Genomic DNA, 15,944 nt, shown 5'->3' on the forward strand with positions numbered 1-15,944 from the left:
TTACCCACCAACTCGTCCGTTACTCGGATGCGCAGACCCGAGAGCGCGCCCCGGACGCGGAACGTGTCACCGGACCGATGACACGTCCCAGATCCACACCCCGCCCACCTTCGTGCCCTCGCGGCCGAGCAGCCGGGTCACCGTCTCGTACAGCTCGGGCGCCTGCGGCTGGGGGGCGAGGACCAGGACGCCCGCGTGCCAGTACGCGAGGTCCGCGCGGGCCTGGTTCTGCCAGTCCGTGCCGATGTCCGGGATGGGCTTGCCGGCGCGGATGTCGCCGAACAGGTTCGACGTCCAGCGCGGGGAGGCCCCGTAGATGCCGATGCGGTCCGGGCCCCAGGGGCCGTTGAAGTAGCCGCCGGGCACGGAGAAGCCGAGGCCCGTCGACGACTGCCAGTGCAGGGCCTCCGCCGAGCCGGGATCGGGCAGCGGCACCGGGACCAGGGACTCCCCCGGCTTCACGTACTTCTTCCACATGCCCGACGCGATGAACTCGGGCACCTCGGGGCGCGCGTTGGTCGGGAACGACGTCGGGACGATCGGGAGCAGGGCCAGCGCGATCGCCGTGAAGCCGGCCGCCCGCGTCGCCCGGACCCGGCTGAGCGCGAGGCGTCCCGCGCCGAGCGCAACCAGCGCGCCGAGCACCGGCGCGCAGATCATCGCGACCCGGCCCTCGATCACCGACTCGAAGAGCGGCTTGTGCGCGAGCAGCTTCCAGGGGCCCGGCAGGACCACGTCCGTGTACGGGATGCGGATCTTCTGGCCGAGCGAGAGGACCGCGGCCGCCACACCCGTGAACGCCAGCGCCTTGACCTCGGGCCGCCGCCACAGCCGTACGACGAGCGCGAAGGCGAGGGCCACCAGCGGCCAGCCGTAGAACGCGTTCTGCTCGGTGCGGTTGAGGGCCAGCTTGTCGGCGGTGGCGTCGTCGCCCATCAGCGAGCGCCCCGCGAACTCGATCAGCGCGAGCGGCGAATTGCCCGCGCTGTCGCCGTGCAGCACGCTGTGATAGCTCTGCGCCCCGGCGAACTGCCGGTAGAGCGGGTAGGCGATGAGCACCAGGCAGACCCCGAGCGCGTACCCGAGCCCCTTGGCCAGCGGCCGCACGGCCGCACGCGCGACATCGCGGCGGGCCAGCGCGTACGACAGCGCGAACAGGGCCATGCCCAGCGAGGCGAGCAGCAGCACCTCCTCGCCGAGGAAGATCTGGTACGCCGTGAACAGGCCCAGGATCAGCCCGTCGCGGCGCACGTCCCGGCCCTCGCACAGGCGCAGCGCACGGTCGATGATCAGCGGGATCATGAACAGGACGCAGAAGTTCGGGTGCGCGTTGGCGTGCGAGATCATCGGCGGCGCGAAGGCCGCGAGCGCCCCGCCGAGCCCGGCCGCCCACCGGTTCTCGGTCACCCGGCGCGCGAAGAGCCAGTACCAGGCGTACGCGGTCGCGGATATCCCCAGGGTGAGGATGAGCGCCCAGGTGACGGTCGGCCCGAAGGCGAGCGTGATCGGGGTGAACGGCACGGACAGGCCCAGCATCGGGGTGTTGCCCATGAGGTTCACGCCGTCCGGGAAGTTCTGGACGGTGGTGAACAGCGGGTCGCGCAGGTGGGTCACGTTGTCCGCGGTGACCGAGAAGAACCACTCCCACTGGTTCTGGTCCTGCATCGAGTCGGTGAGGTAGCTCCGCCCGAGGTCGCCCCACAGGTTCTTGTAGAGCAGTACGGAGGAGAGCAGATACAGGGCGCCGAGCACCAGGTCGACGCGGCGGACCGCGCGGGCCTTGAGGCGGGCCAGCTCCCACAGCACCTTGCCGTAGTCCGCCGCCCCCACCTTCGAGCCGTCCTGGTGCGACCAGCGCACCGGCACCTCGGACACCGCCCAGCCCTTGCGGCGGAAGAACTGGAGTATCTCGACGTCGATGCCCCAGCCGTCCAGGCGCGCGTCCGAGAACGCGGCGCGGGCCTTCTCGCCGTCGAACAGCTTGAAGCCGCACTGGGTGTCGCGGACGCCGGGGACGGCGACGGCCCTGATCAGCCGGTTGCCCATCCGGCCGAGCACCTCGCGCAGCCGGCTCTGGTGGACCTCGATGCGGGCCTCGGGGTGGGCGCGCGAGCCGATCGCGGCGGCCGTCTCGCCCTCGGTCATCGCCTTGGCGAGATGGTCCAACTCCTCTATGGGAGTGGCCAGATCGGCGTCCGTGATCAGGACACGGCGCCCGTAGGAGGCGAGCACCCCGAGCCGCAGCGCGTGGCCCTTGCCGCGGTTGCTCTCGCTGACGACGACGTTGATGCGGGGGTCGACGGCGGCGGCCTCGCGGGCCACCCGCACGGTCTCGTCCGCGGAGCCGTCGTCGACGACTATGAGTTCCCAGCTGCAGCTGTCGCCGAGGTGGTCCCGGATCGCCTCCAGGGTGGGCGCGAGACGCTGCTCCTCGTTGTACGCGGGGACGACAACGCTCAGTTCGACCTGTCCGGCCGGGTCGGTGATCACCGGGGCAACCGCTCCGCCCACATCAGGGATTCGTCGTTGTAGGCGGCGATCAGCAGCCGCGCCTCTTCGAAGTCGCCCCGGGCGAGCGCGGAGACGACCTCGCCGTGCCCGGTCCACAGCCAGTCGCTGAGGTCGCAGTGGCTGCGCAGGTACGGGACCGCGAACACCCAGCTCTGCATGCGCAGCCGGTGCAGGAAGTCGGAGATGTAGGTGTTGCCGGCGAGCGCGCACAGTTCCCGCCAGAACCGCAGGTCGTAGCCGACCAGGATGTTCAGGTCGCCGCCGCGCGCGGCCCGCGCGGCCTCCTCACCCCGCCTGCGTACCGAGACGAGGGCCGGTCCGTACGCCTCCAGGGAGCCGGGGACCGCGGCCCGCCGGAATATCCCGTCGACCACCAGGGCCCGCGCCTCGACGATGCCCTTGTAGTCCTCGACGGAGAAGACCCGTACGCGGAAGCCGCGGTGCTGGTCGGAGTCGAGCAGGCCCTGTGCGCAGAGGTCGACGAGCGCCTCGCGCACGGGCGTGGCGGAGACGCCGTACTGCTCGGCTATCTGCTTGACCGTGAACTCCTCGCCGGGCTGCATACGCCCCGCGAGCACTTCGTCACGGAGCGCGTCCGCGATCTGTTGTCGGAGGGTGCTGCGGGTGACCGCTCCGCTAGCGGGCATGACTCGCTCCCCTCCTCCGGCTTCGGGCCACCCTATGGGGTGCCCGGAAACCGGACAAAGGAGAGCGGGCTTTTACCGCTGGATCGGGACAGAAGCGTCACACGGTGTGCTGGTCAGCCACCGTCAGCGCCTCGTCGAGCACGGCGAGGCCTTCCTTGGCCTCCGCCTCGGTGATGTTGCAGGGCGGCACGACGTGGGTGCGGTTCATGTTGATGAACGGCCACAGACCGTTCTTCTTGCACGCGGCGCCGAACGCGGCCATCGGCGCGTTGTCCGCACCGCTCGCGTTGTACGGCACGAGCGGCTCGCGCGTCTCCTTGCTGCGGACGAGCTCCAGGGCCCAGAACACGCCCATGCCGCGCACCTCGCCGACCGAGGGGTGCCGTTCGGCGAGCTCGCGCAGGCCCGGCTCCAGGACGGTCGCTCCGATGTGGGCGGCCTGGTCGACGACGCCCTCCTCCTCCATCACGTTGATGGTGGCGACGGCCGCGGCACAGGCCAGCGGGTGCCCGGAGTAGGTGAGCCCGCCGGGGAAGGGCCGGTGCTCGAAGGTCTCGGCGATCTTCTGGCTGATGGCGACGCCACCCAGCGGCACATATCCGGAGTTGACGCCCTTGGCGAAGGTCATGAGATCCGGCACGACGTCGAAGTGCTCGGAGGCGAACCACTTGCCGGTCCGGCCGAACCCGGCCATGACCTCGTCCAGGACGAGCACGATCTTGTACTTGTCACAGATCTCGCGCACGCCGGGCAGGTAGCCGGGCGGCGGCGTCATGATGCCTGCCGTGCCGGGCACCGACTCCAGGATGATCGCGGCGATGGTCGCCGGGCCCTCGAAGGCGATGGTCTCCTCAAGGTGCTTCAGGGCCCGCGCGCACTCCTCCGCCTCGGTGGTGGCGTGGAAGGGTGAGCGGTACAGGAACGGCGCCCAGAACCGGGTGACGCCCGCCGAGCCGCTGTCGGAGGCCCAGCGCCGCGGGTCGCCGGTGAGGTTGATCGCCGTGTTCGTACCGCCGTGGTACGAGCGGTAGGCGCTCATCACCTTGTGGCGGCCGGTGTGCAGGCGGGCCATGCGGATGGCGTTCTCGACGGCCTCCGCACCACCATTGGTGAAGAAGATCTTGTCGAGGTCCCCGGGGGTGCGCTCGGCGATCAGCCGGGCCGCCTCCGAGCGGGCCTCCACGGCGAACGCGGGCGCGAAGGTCGTCATCTTCGCGGCCTGCTCCTGGATCGCGGCGACGACCTTCGGGTGCTGGTACCCGATGTTGGTGAAGACGAGCCCGCTGGTGAAGTCGAGGTAGCGGTTGCCGTCGTAGTCCCAGAAGTAGGACCCCTCCGCGCCGGCCACGGCGAGCGGGTCGATCAGGCCCTGGGCGGACCAGGAGTGGAACACGTGCGCACGGTCGGCGGCCTTCACTGCCGCGCCGGCCTGAGGATCGGGGATGCCTTGAGGGGTCATGTTTCCAGGGTAAGGACGCGCAGGTGGGAGCGGCCATGGCCATCTTGTACACCGAGACCTTCCAGGCTCGGCAAGGTGTCGGGGCTCCGCCTCACCCGGGCCGTTCCCCGGCCGCCGCGCGGGCGGTCACGAGCCCCGACTCGTAGGCCGCGATGACCGCCTGGGCGCGGTCCCGGACGGCGAGCTTGTCGAAGATCCTCGTGATGTGGTTCTTGACCGTGGACGGGCTCAGCTCCAGGGCGCGGGCGATCTCGGTGTTGTCGAGGCCGGTGGCCATCAGCCGCCACACCTCGACCTCGCGGGGCGTGAGCTCACCGAGTCCCGTCGGGGCGGGCCGCGGATCGCGGGGCGCGGTGACGAAGGTGGAGATCAGCCGGGTGAGCAGGCGCGGCGCGACCGCGGCCTCGCCCGCGTGCACGGTACGGATCGCCGCGCTCAGGTCCTCCGGCGAGCTGTCCTTGGGCAGGAAACCGTATGCCCCGGCGCGCAGCGCGCCCACCACGTACTCGTCCATGTCGAAGGTGCTCAGCGCGAGGACCCGGCTGCCGGGCGCGGCGGCGGCGAGCTCGGCGGTCGCCGCGACCCCGTCGAGTACGGGCATCCGGATGTCCATCACGACGACGTCGGGGCGCAGCCGGCGGGCCAGGTCGACGGCCTGCGCGCCGTTCTCGGCCTCCCCGACCACCTCGAAGGACGGGTCGGGGGACAGGATCAACGACAGGCCGCGCCGCACGAGTGGCTGGTCGTCGGCGATGAGCACCCTGATCGGAGCCTCGGTCATGGTCGTACTCCTTCTTGCTCGGCTTCTCGCTCGACCGCCGCCTCGTCCGGGGGGAGGGGCAGCTCGGCCAGCACGGCGAACCCGCCGTCGGCCCGGGGCCCGGCGGTGAGGGTGCCGCCGTGCAGGGCGACGCGCTCGCGCATGCCGATGAGCCCGTACCCGCCGGAGCCGGAATGCGGGGGCGTCGCACCTCTGCCGTCGTCCAACACCTCGATGGTCAGGTGCTGTTGACGGTACGTCAGCCGTACGGAGGCGTGGGCGAACCCGGCGTGCTTGCGGGCGTTGGTGAGGGCCTCCTGGACGACCCGGAAGACCGTGAGACCGACGGTCGGCGGCAGCGGGCGAGGCGGCCCATGGACACTGAACTCGGCCGACAGTCCGCCAAGTTGGGCCTCGTCGACCAGGCGGTCGAGGTCGTCGGCGCCGGGCTGGGGCTGGGCCGGCGCGGATTCCGGCTCGTCTCCGGCCCGCAGTACGTCGAGGAGCTGGCGCATCTCGCCGAGCGCGAGCCGCCCGGAGGCCTCCAGGGTGACCAGGGCGTCCCGGGCCACCTCGGGGTGGGCGAGGTTGGCGCGGGCGCCGCCGGCCATGAGCTGCATGGTGGTGATGTGGTGGGCCACGATGTCGTGCAACTCCCGTGCGATGCGGCGGCGTTCGTCGGCCACGGCGCGGTCGGCGAGGAGCCGGCGATTGGCGTCCACCTCGCGCTGCCAGCGGCCGACGGCCAGGGCGGCGCCGACCACGATGAGCGGCGAGAGGATCGCGGAGAGGGCCTCCTGCCAGGGCGGAAACCGCCCACCGCTCTGGCTGAGCAGGCTCGCCGCGGCCGTCACGAAGACCGCGCCCGCCGCGACCCGGCCGCCGCGGGCCCGGGCGACCGAGTACAGGGCGACCATGAGGACGGCCCCGAAGTGGGTGGAGAGCGCCAGGGCGAGGGACGCCGCCGAGTCGAGGACGAGGACGGCGGCGAGGGTGGCGAGGGGGTGGGTGCGCCGGGCGAGCAGGGGCACGGCGGCCAGCGCGACGAGCAGGCACCCGGCGACGCTGACGCCGCGCTGCCCGCCGGGGTCGCTGACGAAGACGTAGCTGAGGAGGTTGATGGCACAGGAGGCCCCGGCCACGAGGGCGTCGTTGCGGGTCCAGAGGGGTTGGGGGGTGTCGGGGCGCGGCAGGGCTCGGGGGCCGGCGGGCCCCACGTCTCGGCTCATGCGCATGCCTGTCCCCTTCTTCTGTCCGTCCCGGCCAGCGTGTCACGGCCCTCCCCCTGTCGGCATCGGCGCCGGGTCCCGCCCCGGCCCAGGACCACGGTCCTGGTCGCCGCCCCGCAGGGGACCCAGGGCCCCCGCCCGGATCATCCGCAACCAGGACGCCGACCCGCCCCTCCCCCTGATGGGCTGGAGAGCAGCCGGGAGCACCCGGTCGACGTACTTCGTTCCTAGGGGGCGCCCGATGGGTCATGGGACACCCCTAGCCCGTCCGCCGGAGGACCTCGTGATCCGCGCCCTGACCGGATACTCCACCAAACACCCCTGGAAGGTCATCGCCCTCTGGGCCGTCCTCGGGCTCGCCCTGACCGCCCTGGCCCCGACCATGTTCGCCCGTGTCACCCAGAACCAGACCGGCAACTTCCTGCCCCGCAGCTACGACTCCGCCGCCGCCCTGCGCATAGCGGAGGAGCAGTTCGGGGTGGATCCCGATGCCACCACGGTGACCGTGTTGGTCGCCCGCTCGGACGGCAAGGCCCTCGGCGCCGCCGACCAGAAGCGCGTCGAGGCCGAGGCGGCCAAGCTCGGCGGGCGGCGGGTCGTCATGCCGAGGGAGGACGACGCGCCGAAGTTCCTGGTCCCGGACCGCTCGCAGACACCCCGCATCGCCCCGGCGATGACCGCGCCGGACCGGAGCTTCGAGCTGCTCTCCGTCGAGCTGACCGGGAACCCCTCGGACACCGGCGTACAGGGGGTCTACCGGGCCTTCCGGGACGCCGCCCGGACACAGTTCGCCGAAGCGGGGATGCGTACGGGCTTCACCGGCGCGCTCGCCGACACCGTGGACACCACCGATGCCAACAAGACCGCCACGACGGTCGGGGGAGCTCTCCTGACGGGGCTCATCGTCCTGCTGAACGTGCTGGTGTTCCGCAGCGTGCTGGCGGCGATCCTGCCGCTGCTCGCGGTCGCGGTCATCGGCGGCGCGGCGGCGGGCGCCGTCGCGGTGGCCGCGATGCTCACCGGGCTCAAGCTCGACGCGGGCACCCCGAGCCTGATCAACGTGGTCCTGCTCGGCATCGGCATCGACTACCTGCTGTTCCTGCTGTTCCGCTTCCGCGAGCAACTCCGGTCCCAGCCACAGCAGTTGGCGCGCGAGGCGGCCGCGCAGGTATGTGCCCGGGTGGGCACCGCGATCACCTCGGCGGCGCTGACCATCGTGGCCGCGTTCGCCACCCTGGGCGTCGCGACCTTCGGGCAGTTCCGCTCGCTCGGCCCGGCGATCGCCGTGGCCGTCCTGGTGATGCTGTTCGGCAGCCTCACCCTGATGCCGGCGCTGCTCGCGGCCGCCGGACGCAAGATGTTCTGGCCGTCCCGGGCGCTGCGCCGCGAGCCGCGCGAGGGCCGGGCCGCCCGCCTGGGCGCGCTGGTCACGCGGCGCCCGCTGCTGATGCTGACCGCCTCCGTCGCCCTGCTCGGCGCGCTGGCCACCGGCCTGATCGGCATCCGCATGGACTACGGCCAGGGCGGCTCGGGCGAGAAGACCCCGGCCGCGGCCACCGCCGCCGAGATCTCCCGCGCGCTGCCGGCCGGCGTCTCGGACCCGACCAGCGTGTACGTCACCGCCAAGGACGGCGGCCCCCTCACCACCACCCGCCTCGACGGCCTCGCCCAGGCGCTCACCCGGGTCAAGGGCGTGGGCCAGGTCGCGCCGACCGTACTGAACAAGGACCACCGAGCCGCCCGCATCGACCTCTACCCGACCGCCGACCCGCAGAGCCGCGAGGCCCGCGACCTGGCCTCCGGGCCGGTCCGGGACGCGGTCGCCCGGCACACGCCCGACGGGACGACGGCCCACGTCGGCGGAACGCCCGCGATCATCGCCGACATCTCGACCGCCGTCGACCACGACCTCAGGATCGTCTTCCCCGTCGCGGCCGCGCTGATCGGGCTGATCCTGCTGCTGCTCCTGCGCAGCCTGCTCGCCCCCGTGATCCTGATGGTCTCCGTCGGTCTCGGCTTCGCCGCCACCCTCGGCGCGGCGACCCTGCTGTTCCAGCACACCCTCGGAAAACCGGGCGTCAGCTTCACGCTCCCCCTAGTCCTGTTCCTGTTCGTCGTGGCGCTCGGCACCGACTACAACATCCTGATCACCGACCGGATCCGGGAGGAGATGCGCGGGCCGGGCCCGGCCCGCGCCGCGGTGGCCCGCGCCGTACGGCACACGGCACCGGCCATCGCGACGGCCGGCCTGGTGCTCGCCGGCTCGTTCGCGAGCCTCGCCACGACCCCGGGCAGCGAGCAGGTCGCCTTCGCGATGGCGCTGGGCATCATGCTCTCCGCGCTGGTCCTGTCGCTGGTACTGGTCCCGGCCCTGGCCGCGCTCCTGGGCCGAGCCATCTGGTGGCCGGTCCGCCCGCGCGCCACCACGGACACCCACCCGCACCCCGCCCCGGAACCCGACCGGGTCACGGCGTACTGAAACCGTGAGGCGGGCACCGGTCCGACCGGGCGCAGGGGGCGCGGGGCTGTGACATATGCGGCTCCGCCGCGTGGGCGCGAGCAACCACGCACGGCCCGCGGCCGAAGACGGGTTTAAGGGGCACGGGGAACTACGCAACCCGACCCCACCCCCGGAGGGCCCCCGCACTATTCTCAGCGCGTAGGGGCGGTGTGAGCAGGGGAGGCGCGTCCGACATGGGCAGCACTCAGCGTCTTGAGCCGGGCGATCCGGAACGAATAGGCAGCTACCGGCTCCTGGCCCGGCTCGGGTCCGGCGGCATGGGCCAGGTCTACCTCGCACGCTCGGACTGGGGCCGCACCGTCGCGGTGAAGCTGGTGCGCCCCGACCTCGCCGAGCAGGACGAGTTCCGGGGCCGGTTCCGCCAGGAAGTCATCGCCGCGCGCAGGGTCGGCGGCCAGTGGACCGCACCCGTACTCGACGCGGACACCGAGGCCCCGGTGCCGTGGGTCGCGACCGGCTACGTAGCGGGCCCCTCCCTCCAGTCCGTGGTGGCGGGCCCGCACGGCCCGCTGCCGGAGCATTCCGTACGGGTCCTGGCGCGCGGCCTCGCCCACGCCCTGAAGGACATCCACGCGGCCGGCCTCGTCCACCGCGACCTCAAACCCTCCAACGTCCTGATCACCATCGACGGCCCCCGAGTCATCGACTTCGGTATCGTCCGCGCCCTGGAGACCGGCACCGACGCCGGGCTGACCAGGACCGGCGCGCTGGTCGGCTCCCCCGGCTTCATGGCCCCCGAGCAGGTCCGCGGCGACCGGATCACCCCGGCCTGCGACGTGTTCTGCCTCGGCTCGGTCCTGTCGTACGCGGCCAGCGGCAAGCTGCCGTTCGGGGAGGCGGCGAGCGGGGTGCACGCGCTGATGTTCCGCATCGCGCAGGAGCCGCCGGACCTCGACGGCGTCCCCGAGTCGCTCCAGGAGCTGATCGGCGACTGCCTGCACAAGGACCCGTCGGCCCGCCCCTCCCTGGACCGCATCCTGGAACGCGTCCCGGAGGACGCGACGGACCCGTGGCTGCCCGCGCCGCTGGTGGCCCAACTGGGCAGCCACGCAGCGCGGTTGCTGGACATCGAGGACCCCGGGAGCGAGCCCGCACCGCATACGCACGCGGCGCCGACCGAGCTCAAGCCCCCGCCCTCGTACCAGCCCCCACCCCCGCCCCCGCCCTTCAACCCGTACCACTCCCCCGCACCGGAGCCCCCACCGACGCGCAACGCCAAGTCGACGGCGGCGCTGATAGCGGTGGCGCTCGTGGTGGCGGTGGGCGCGGGCGGTTCGGTGTACGCGTTCATGAGCGACGGCGAGCAGAGGAACAAGCCGGAGACCACCAACTCCACCTCCCCGTCCACGAGTTCAACGCACTCGGGGGACGTGAGCCCCGACGGCACGGGCACGACGACACCCCCGGCCCCCATCGACGGCGTACCGCAGCCGTACATAGGCAACTGGTCGGCCGTGATCCCGAGCAACTCGGGCCCCAATGCACGCCACTTGGTGATCCGGGCAGGCCGGGTGGGCGACCAGGTCCTCACTCTGACGGCCGACGGCGAGGGCTACCACTGCGTCTTCGAGGCCCGCCTGACCGAACCCCCCGCATCGCCCGACACCCCGCTCCAGATAGGCCCGTCCGAGGTGGCCCCGGGCTCAACAGGCGCCTGCAACCCGGGCAAGCCGAGCACGGTATCCCTGATGCCGGACGGCCGGCTGCACCGCCAGACGGTGGGCACGGGGGAGTTCCTCGACTACACGAGGGCGGGTGGCGGGTAGCGGCGCCTTTCGGGACACCACTCGAATCGAAGCAGCCCTGCCCTGCCACGCACCCAAACCTGAAAGCCTCCCCGAATGCGCCCCGTTCCCACCTGCATACTCGGCAGCGCCGATGCCCCCCAGGCCGTGGACGGTCACGATCTCGATCGGTACGTCCAGATCGGCTCGCTGACCAAGCCCGTCACCGCCACCGTACTGACGCGCCTCGCCGAGGCCGGGAAGCTCCAACTCGACGATCCTCTCGACAAGTTCCTCCCCGCGCCGCCCGGCACAGGCATCACCCTGCGCCACCTCGCCGCCCACACCTCGGGCCTGCCCCGCCTGCCACCGCACCTGCACCGACGCGACCCGTACGCCCCGTTCGACGCCCAGGCCCTGGACACCCTCGTACGCCGGCTCGACACGCTGCCCACCGCCGCCCCGGGGCACGCCGAGGAGTACTCGAACCTCGGCTACGCCCTCCTGGGCGCCGCTCTCGTCTCGGCAACGGGCACCTCTTACGAGGATCTCCTGGCGCGCCAAGTCCTGGCCCCGCTAGGCATAACGGAGATATCGGCCGACCCGCCACCACAGCGGCGGCTGCTCCGACCCGGGCTGTTCGGCCGCCCGGTCCGCCCCTGGACCATGAACGGCGCCATCCTGCCCGCGGGCGGCCTGTGGGCCACCCCCCGCGCCGCCGCCCGCCTCACCGTGGCCCTGCTGGTCGAGCAGGAACTGGGCGAGCCCACACCGTTCTGGCAGACCGCGGGCCCCCTGCGCTGGCACAACGGCGCCACCCGAGACGCCTCCGTCTTCACCGGCGCCCTCCCGGACGGCACCTGGGTCCTGATCCACCGCCTCTCGGGCAACGCCGAACAGACCGACGAACTCGGCATCGGGCTTCTGACGAAGATCGCCGAGTCGAAGGCAAGCTGAGCACACCCCTGACGGAGCTGCCGCACCACCGAATTCAGCAGCGGCGTATGGACAAACGGGTCCGGACCCGAGGGCAAACACCACCCCATAACAGCGGCCAGGTATACCCACACAGCGCCGGAACCGGCACATAACTCACTTTCCCCAGAACGGAGTTGAACGGCACCGCGAGCCCAGTCCGCGACCGGTGGGGCGTACTGCGCGGCGGCATCAGGAAACGTGCCGCCCTTGCTGCGGGGGGCGGCGTCGAGGAATCACTCGCACCCGCCCACCCCGCTCACCGATCCACGCCGCGAGCTCCGCGCCGGCCAGCTCTCGGGAGGATTCGCCGCTGAAGAGCGTGACCGGCCCGAAAACGGTGCCGGTCAGGCCACGCACCACCGTGGAGTCGTCGACTGTGACCTTGAAGGTGTTCTCGAACAAGACCGCGTCGGTCAGGTCCGCTCCCCTCAGATCGACGTCGCTGAGTGAAGCCCCCATGATCCGCGTTCCTCTGAAGCTCGCGCCCGGCGCATCGACGCCGTGCAGCGAGGCCTTGACCATGTCAGCGCCGTCGAGCCGCGCCGAACGGAGCACAGCCTCGTCAAGGTTCGCCCTGACGAGGTCGGCGCCGGTGAGATCCGCACCGGTGAGATCCGCTGACTGAAGGTCGGCGCGGTAGAAACTCGCTCCCGCTAGCCGCACACCCGCCAGGACCGCCTGGATGAACCACGCGCTCGTGAAGTCCCCGCCCGACAGGTCCGCACCTCGGAAGTCGTGCTCGATACCAAAGAGGCTGTAGCCCTCCTCGGCCAGCCAATCCTGCAACTGTCGCGTCGCCGCAGGGTCGATCGGGAGCGTCTTCGGCTCCCATTTCTTACGGGTACCAGATGACACGATCTCTCCCCCACACACAGCTTTCGACGCATCTGTGACTGCTGAGCCACCCGCAGTCGCGACCGGCGCGGACGACTCAGCGGGGCGGTCATGTCCCGAGGAAGTCGCGGATTCCGGCCAGCGGGTCGTGCCCGTTCTCCTCGGTGTACTGACGTCGGCGCGCGTCGACCTTTTCAGGAATAGCCAGGCAGCAGTAGTCCCAGAAGTCGACCAGCACGCGGAACGCGTCGTCGAGGGTGTATTCGCCCTGAACGTGCTCGACGAAGTAGTTCTCCACCCTCACACCCTGCGGGCTGATGGTGACAGTGTGCGCGTTTCCGTCCAGATCCTCCGGCGCGAAGCCCGGGTTGGCCTTGGCCTCGGCCACCAGGTCGATCGCCTCCAGGACGGACAGCGGCGAGAGCTGGATGTCGGCCGTCACCCACTGTCCCAGGACACTCAGCTCGTCAGGCCCAGAGAACTCCGGCACCTCGAACGCGTCCTCAACGTAGTACTGAGTGCGGATCACTGCTCTGTTCTCCTTCTTTCCTACTTCGGCTTCGGCATGAGCGGGTAAATGGTCTTCGCGTCACCCGTGATCGGGTCGAAATAACCTTCGAACTGGATGCCCTTCCAGTCTCCACGCCACCTGTTGTTGATGGGGTCGACCACCCGGCCGTTCTCAAAGGCCTTTTCCATGGCACGCCTGACCTGGTTCTCCGTCCAACCCGGGGGGAAGAAGGTCGTCTTGGCCCGCTTCATCGCCATGAACCCGGTGCGCGGATCACGCATCCACACATTGCCCGTGGTCAGTCCCGTCTTGTGATCGATCTCGATGATCTTCGGGACCTTCACCCTGTGGGGATCGAGGTCACGGCCGCCGGGCCGAAAATGGTATCCGACGATCTTGGGGTTGCCATTTCGATCGTACTTGAGCTCGCCCTGCAGCACGTGCTCGAAGGTGTGCTCAGGGATACGACCGCCCTCCGGTAGTCGAGGAAGCTCTTCCACCTTCGACGGATCCTGATCGGGAGTGGACGTGTCCCCGCCATAACCCGAATCCGCGACCGGCTGACCCGTGCCGGGGTCGGCGGGGTCCTGAGGCGAGTGCCCGTGACCCGCGGGGTCATGGGGGTCGCCGCCGTGACCGGAACCGGAACCGTGACCTGCTCGGTCGTGCGGACCGGTGCCGTGGCCACTGCCGCCGGACGAGCCGTGGCCGCCAGCGACCGTCCCCGGGGGGTCGCCGTGACCGCCACCGCTGGAAGGCGTGTGCGAACCTGCACCGCTGTCTGAGCCGCTACCAGTCGCGTGATCCCCGGAGTGCCCTGCCGAATTGCCGCCCGGATGGGCGTTGGCCATAACCGGTTCCTGGTGGGGAAGGTGGTTTTCCAGCAACGCCCGGTCGGCAGCGGAGAGCTCGACGTGGGCTGCGGACACCGTGCCGTCGGGGCGGGTGACGGTGTACTCGCCGTCCTTGAAGGAAAGCTTGGTGCCGTCGGACCATTCGGCGTAGGTGTCGGTGACGTGGGGGACGTTGGGGTCGTGGGTGAGGTGGGCGGCGTCCGACAGTGGGCCGACGGACAGGCCCTTGAGGCCCTTGAACACATCGGCGACCTTGCCGACGCCGAACGTGCCTGCCTTGAAGACGTACGTCATCGGGTCGACAGCCCGTCCCACTTTGCCGAGCGCGGAGACGGTCTTGGCGACCGCGCCGGTTTTCGCGGCCGAGCCGGCGCCGCCGGTGAAGACGGTGGTCAGGACATTGAAGGCCACGGCGCCGGTGGCGCGGGCCGGGTTCTTGCCCCACTCGTCGTACGCGATCAGCGCCTTGCCGGTCTCCTTCAGCGCGGTGCGGGAATCGCGGAACCATTTCGGCATCATGCGGTCGGGCGTGGCCATGAAGGCCTCCCGGGCACCGGGAAAGCTGAGTATCACCAGGCCGGTGGCGAGTTTGCCCAGCCCCGTCCAGGCCTGCCCGGCGGCGTCCCAGCCATCGGTGCCGACGAGCGTGCCGAGCCCCTTGACGGTGCCCCAGACCCCGTCGACGATGAAGCCGTCCCACACCAGGCTCTTGCCCTGGTGCCACAGCCAGTTCAGGCCGGTGTACTCGGGCTCCGCGTAGCTGCCCCACGGGGCCTTGTCCAGGTGGCTCAGGTCATCGGCGGTGGCTCCGTACTCGATGGTGCCGAAACGCACCAGCTTCTTGTCACCGTGGTTGCCGAGCACCAGGGTGGTGCCGCCCACGAGCGCGGTGATCTTGTTGTGGCAGGTGATCTCGGCTTCGTAGAACGCCTGCAACGTGGCATGGACCTCGTCCTTGATGCCGTCGTTGCGGTCCCGCTTCTTCTCATCACGCTGCCAGTGCTCGTCACCCGCGATGCTCGCGGTGAACGCGAACGCCTGGCGTTGCAGGTCTTCGAGCTTCTTCGCCAGCGGCCGCACCTCCTGGCTGTAGGCACTCAAAGCACTGGACACCTTCTCCAGGCTGTCCGCGAACGTCGCCGTCTTCGCAGCCACCGGCGCGGTCGTGGCGAACAACTGCTCCGCCTCGGGCGCCTTGTAGAACGCCGCCACACCCTGGAAGTGGGAGTGGATGCCCGCCCCGGCATCACGAAACGCCCCGGCATCCGCGGTCAGGAGCGCCGTGTCATGGTCCAGGCTGTCCAGGTCGCCGGTGAACTGAGGGATCCCCGAGGCAACGATCGACTCGGGCTCACTCACCGCCGCCCCGCCTCCCCGAGAACCCCGGCGGAGCCGGTATCGGCTCCGCCAGAGCTGCGTGCTGGGCCTGCGCGGCCATCCTCAGATCACCCTTGACGTACTCGTTCGTCGCCTCGGCCGCCCCGGTCAACGACTTGCCCGTGCGCTCCACCACGTACTGAAGATCCTTCTGCCAGTGCTGCATGAACTCACCCAGCGCCGCCGCCACCGGACCCGTCGCCAACGCCGGCCCCGTATACCCGGACGCAACCGTGCCCGCAGCCGTCGCCGTCCGCGGCAACGTGTCACTCAGATTCGACCCCGCCGTCGACAACTCCCCAGCCGACACCGCCGCCTTCTGCAACGCACCCCGCACACCCGACGGACCCACATCCCACCCCGTCACCACAAACTCCCCGCTCCCCGTTGCCCCAACTCCGGTGCCCGCAAGGCCCGTTCTGTACGTCGCTTGTGGCGTGTCAGCCGATGGCGTCGACAGCCGCCTTCGCCTTCGACAGCGTCGACTGCGCGGTGCCGTCGTTCAGCTCCAGCGTGCCGCGCACCAGCCGGATGATCTC

The 15,944-nt window shown here is 70.9% G+C and carries 12 protein-coding genes; 3 read left to right on the forward strand and 9 right to left on the reverse strand.

What is annotated here, in order from left to right; all coding sequences use genetic code 11:
* Positions 1-66 precede the first annotated feature (66 nt).
* The 5 genes from ADK54_RS36500 to ADK54_RS36520 form a co-directional block, all read right to left on the reverse strand.
* Complete coding sequence (locus tag ADK54_RS36500; RefSeq protein ID WP_234392354.1) at positions 67-2,490, reverse strand: dolichyl-phosphate beta-glucosyltransferase; 2,424 nt, start codon at positions 2,488-2,490, stop codon at positions 67-69.
* Positions 2,487-3,158: a GntR family transcriptional regulator gene (locus ADK54_RS36505; protein WP_053730110.1), complete on the reverse strand. Its 672-nt coding sequence runs from the start codon at positions 3,156-3,158 to the stop codon at positions 2,487-2,489. Before ADK54_RS36505 ends, ADK54_RS36500 begins: the two co-directional genes overlap by 4 nt.
* A 97-nt stretch (positions 3,159-3,255) precedes the next feature.
* Entirely contained in the window at positions 3,256-4,617 is a 1,362-nt protein-coding gene (locus ADK54_RS36510; protein ID WP_053730111.1) for an aspartate aminotransferase family protein, read from the reverse strand.
* 91 nt (positions 4,618-4,708) lie between these two features.
* Positions 4,709-5,398 (reverse strand): response regulator, encoded by a 690-nt coding sequence (locus ADK54_RS36515; RefSeq protein WP_053730112.1) that lies wholly within the window; start codon positions 5,396-5,398, stop codon positions 4,709-4,711.
* Positions 5,395-6,612, reverse strand: a complete 1,218-nt coding sequence (locus tag ADK54_RS36520; protein WP_053730113.1) for a sensor histidine kinase — start codon at positions 6,610-6,612, stop codon at positions 5,395-5,397. The genes ADK54_RS36515 and ADK54_RS36520 overlap by 4 nt, the downstream gene beginning before the upstream one ends.
* Positions 6,613-6,889: 277 nt before the next feature.
* On the opposite strand from ADK54_RS36520, the gene ADK54_RS36525 reads away from it, so the two are divergent.
* The 3 genes from ADK54_RS36525 (at position 6,890) to ADK54_RS36535 (ending at position 11,808) form a co-directional block, all read left to right on the forward strand.
* The gene (locus ADK54_RS36525; RefSeq protein ID WP_053730114.1) at positions 6,890-9,085 is read left to right on the forward strand and encodes an MMPL family transporter; all 2,196 of its coding nucleotides are present in this window, start codon (positions 6,890-6,892) and stop codon (positions 9,083-9,085) included.
* Between the two features lie 215 nt (positions 9,086-9,300).
* Positions 9,301-10,893: a serine/threonine-protein kinase gene (locus ADK54_RS36530; protein ID WP_053730115.1), complete on the forward strand. Its 1,593-nt coding sequence runs from the start codon at positions 9,301-9,303 to the stop codon at positions 10,891-10,893.
* Positions 10,894-10,968: 75 nt separating this feature from the next.
* On the forward strand, positions 10,969-11,808 hold the full coding sequence (locus tag ADK54_RS36535; RefSeq protein WP_053730116.1) for a serine hydrolase domain-containing protein: 840 nt from the start codon (positions 10,969-10,971) through the stop codon (positions 11,806-11,808).
* 210 nt (positions 11,809-12,018) lie between these two features.
* Here the strand turns inward: ADK54_RS36535 and ADK54_RS36540 are convergent, their stop codons facing one another.
* The 4 genes from ADK54_RS36540 to ADK54_RS36555 form a co-directional block, all read right to left on the reverse strand.
* Positions 12,019-12,684: a pentapeptide repeat-containing protein gene (locus tag ADK54_RS36540; protein WP_053730117.1), complete on the reverse strand. Its 666-nt coding sequence runs from the start codon at positions 12,682-12,684 to the stop codon at positions 12,019-12,021.
* Between the two features lie 88 nt (positions 12,685-12,772).
* Positions 12,773-13,192 (reverse strand): hypothetical protein, encoded by a 420-nt coding sequence (locus ADK54_RS36545; RefSeq protein WP_053730118.1) that lies wholly within the window; start codon positions 13,190-13,192, stop codon positions 12,773-12,775.
* 20 nt (positions 13,193-13,212) lie between these two features.
* Entirely contained in the window at positions 13,213-15,108 is a 1,896-nt protein-coding gene (locus ADK54_RS36550; RefSeq protein ID WP_159048006.1) for an EndoU domain-containing protein, read from the reverse strand.
* 271 nt (positions 15,109-15,379) lie between these two features.
* The gene (locus tag ADK54_RS36555) at positions 15,380-15,775 is read right to left on the reverse strand and encodes a DUF6507 family protein (RefSeq protein WP_053730120.1); all 396 of its coding nucleotides are present in this window, start codon (positions 15,773-15,775) and stop codon (positions 15,380-15,382) included.
* Between the last annotated feature and the right edge of the window lie 169 nt (positions 15,776-15,944).

The organism is Streptomyces sp. WM6378 (assembly GCF_001279695.1).
Classification (GTDB): domain Bacteria; phylum Actinomycetota; class Actinomycetes; order Streptomycetales; family Streptomycetaceae; genus Streptomyces.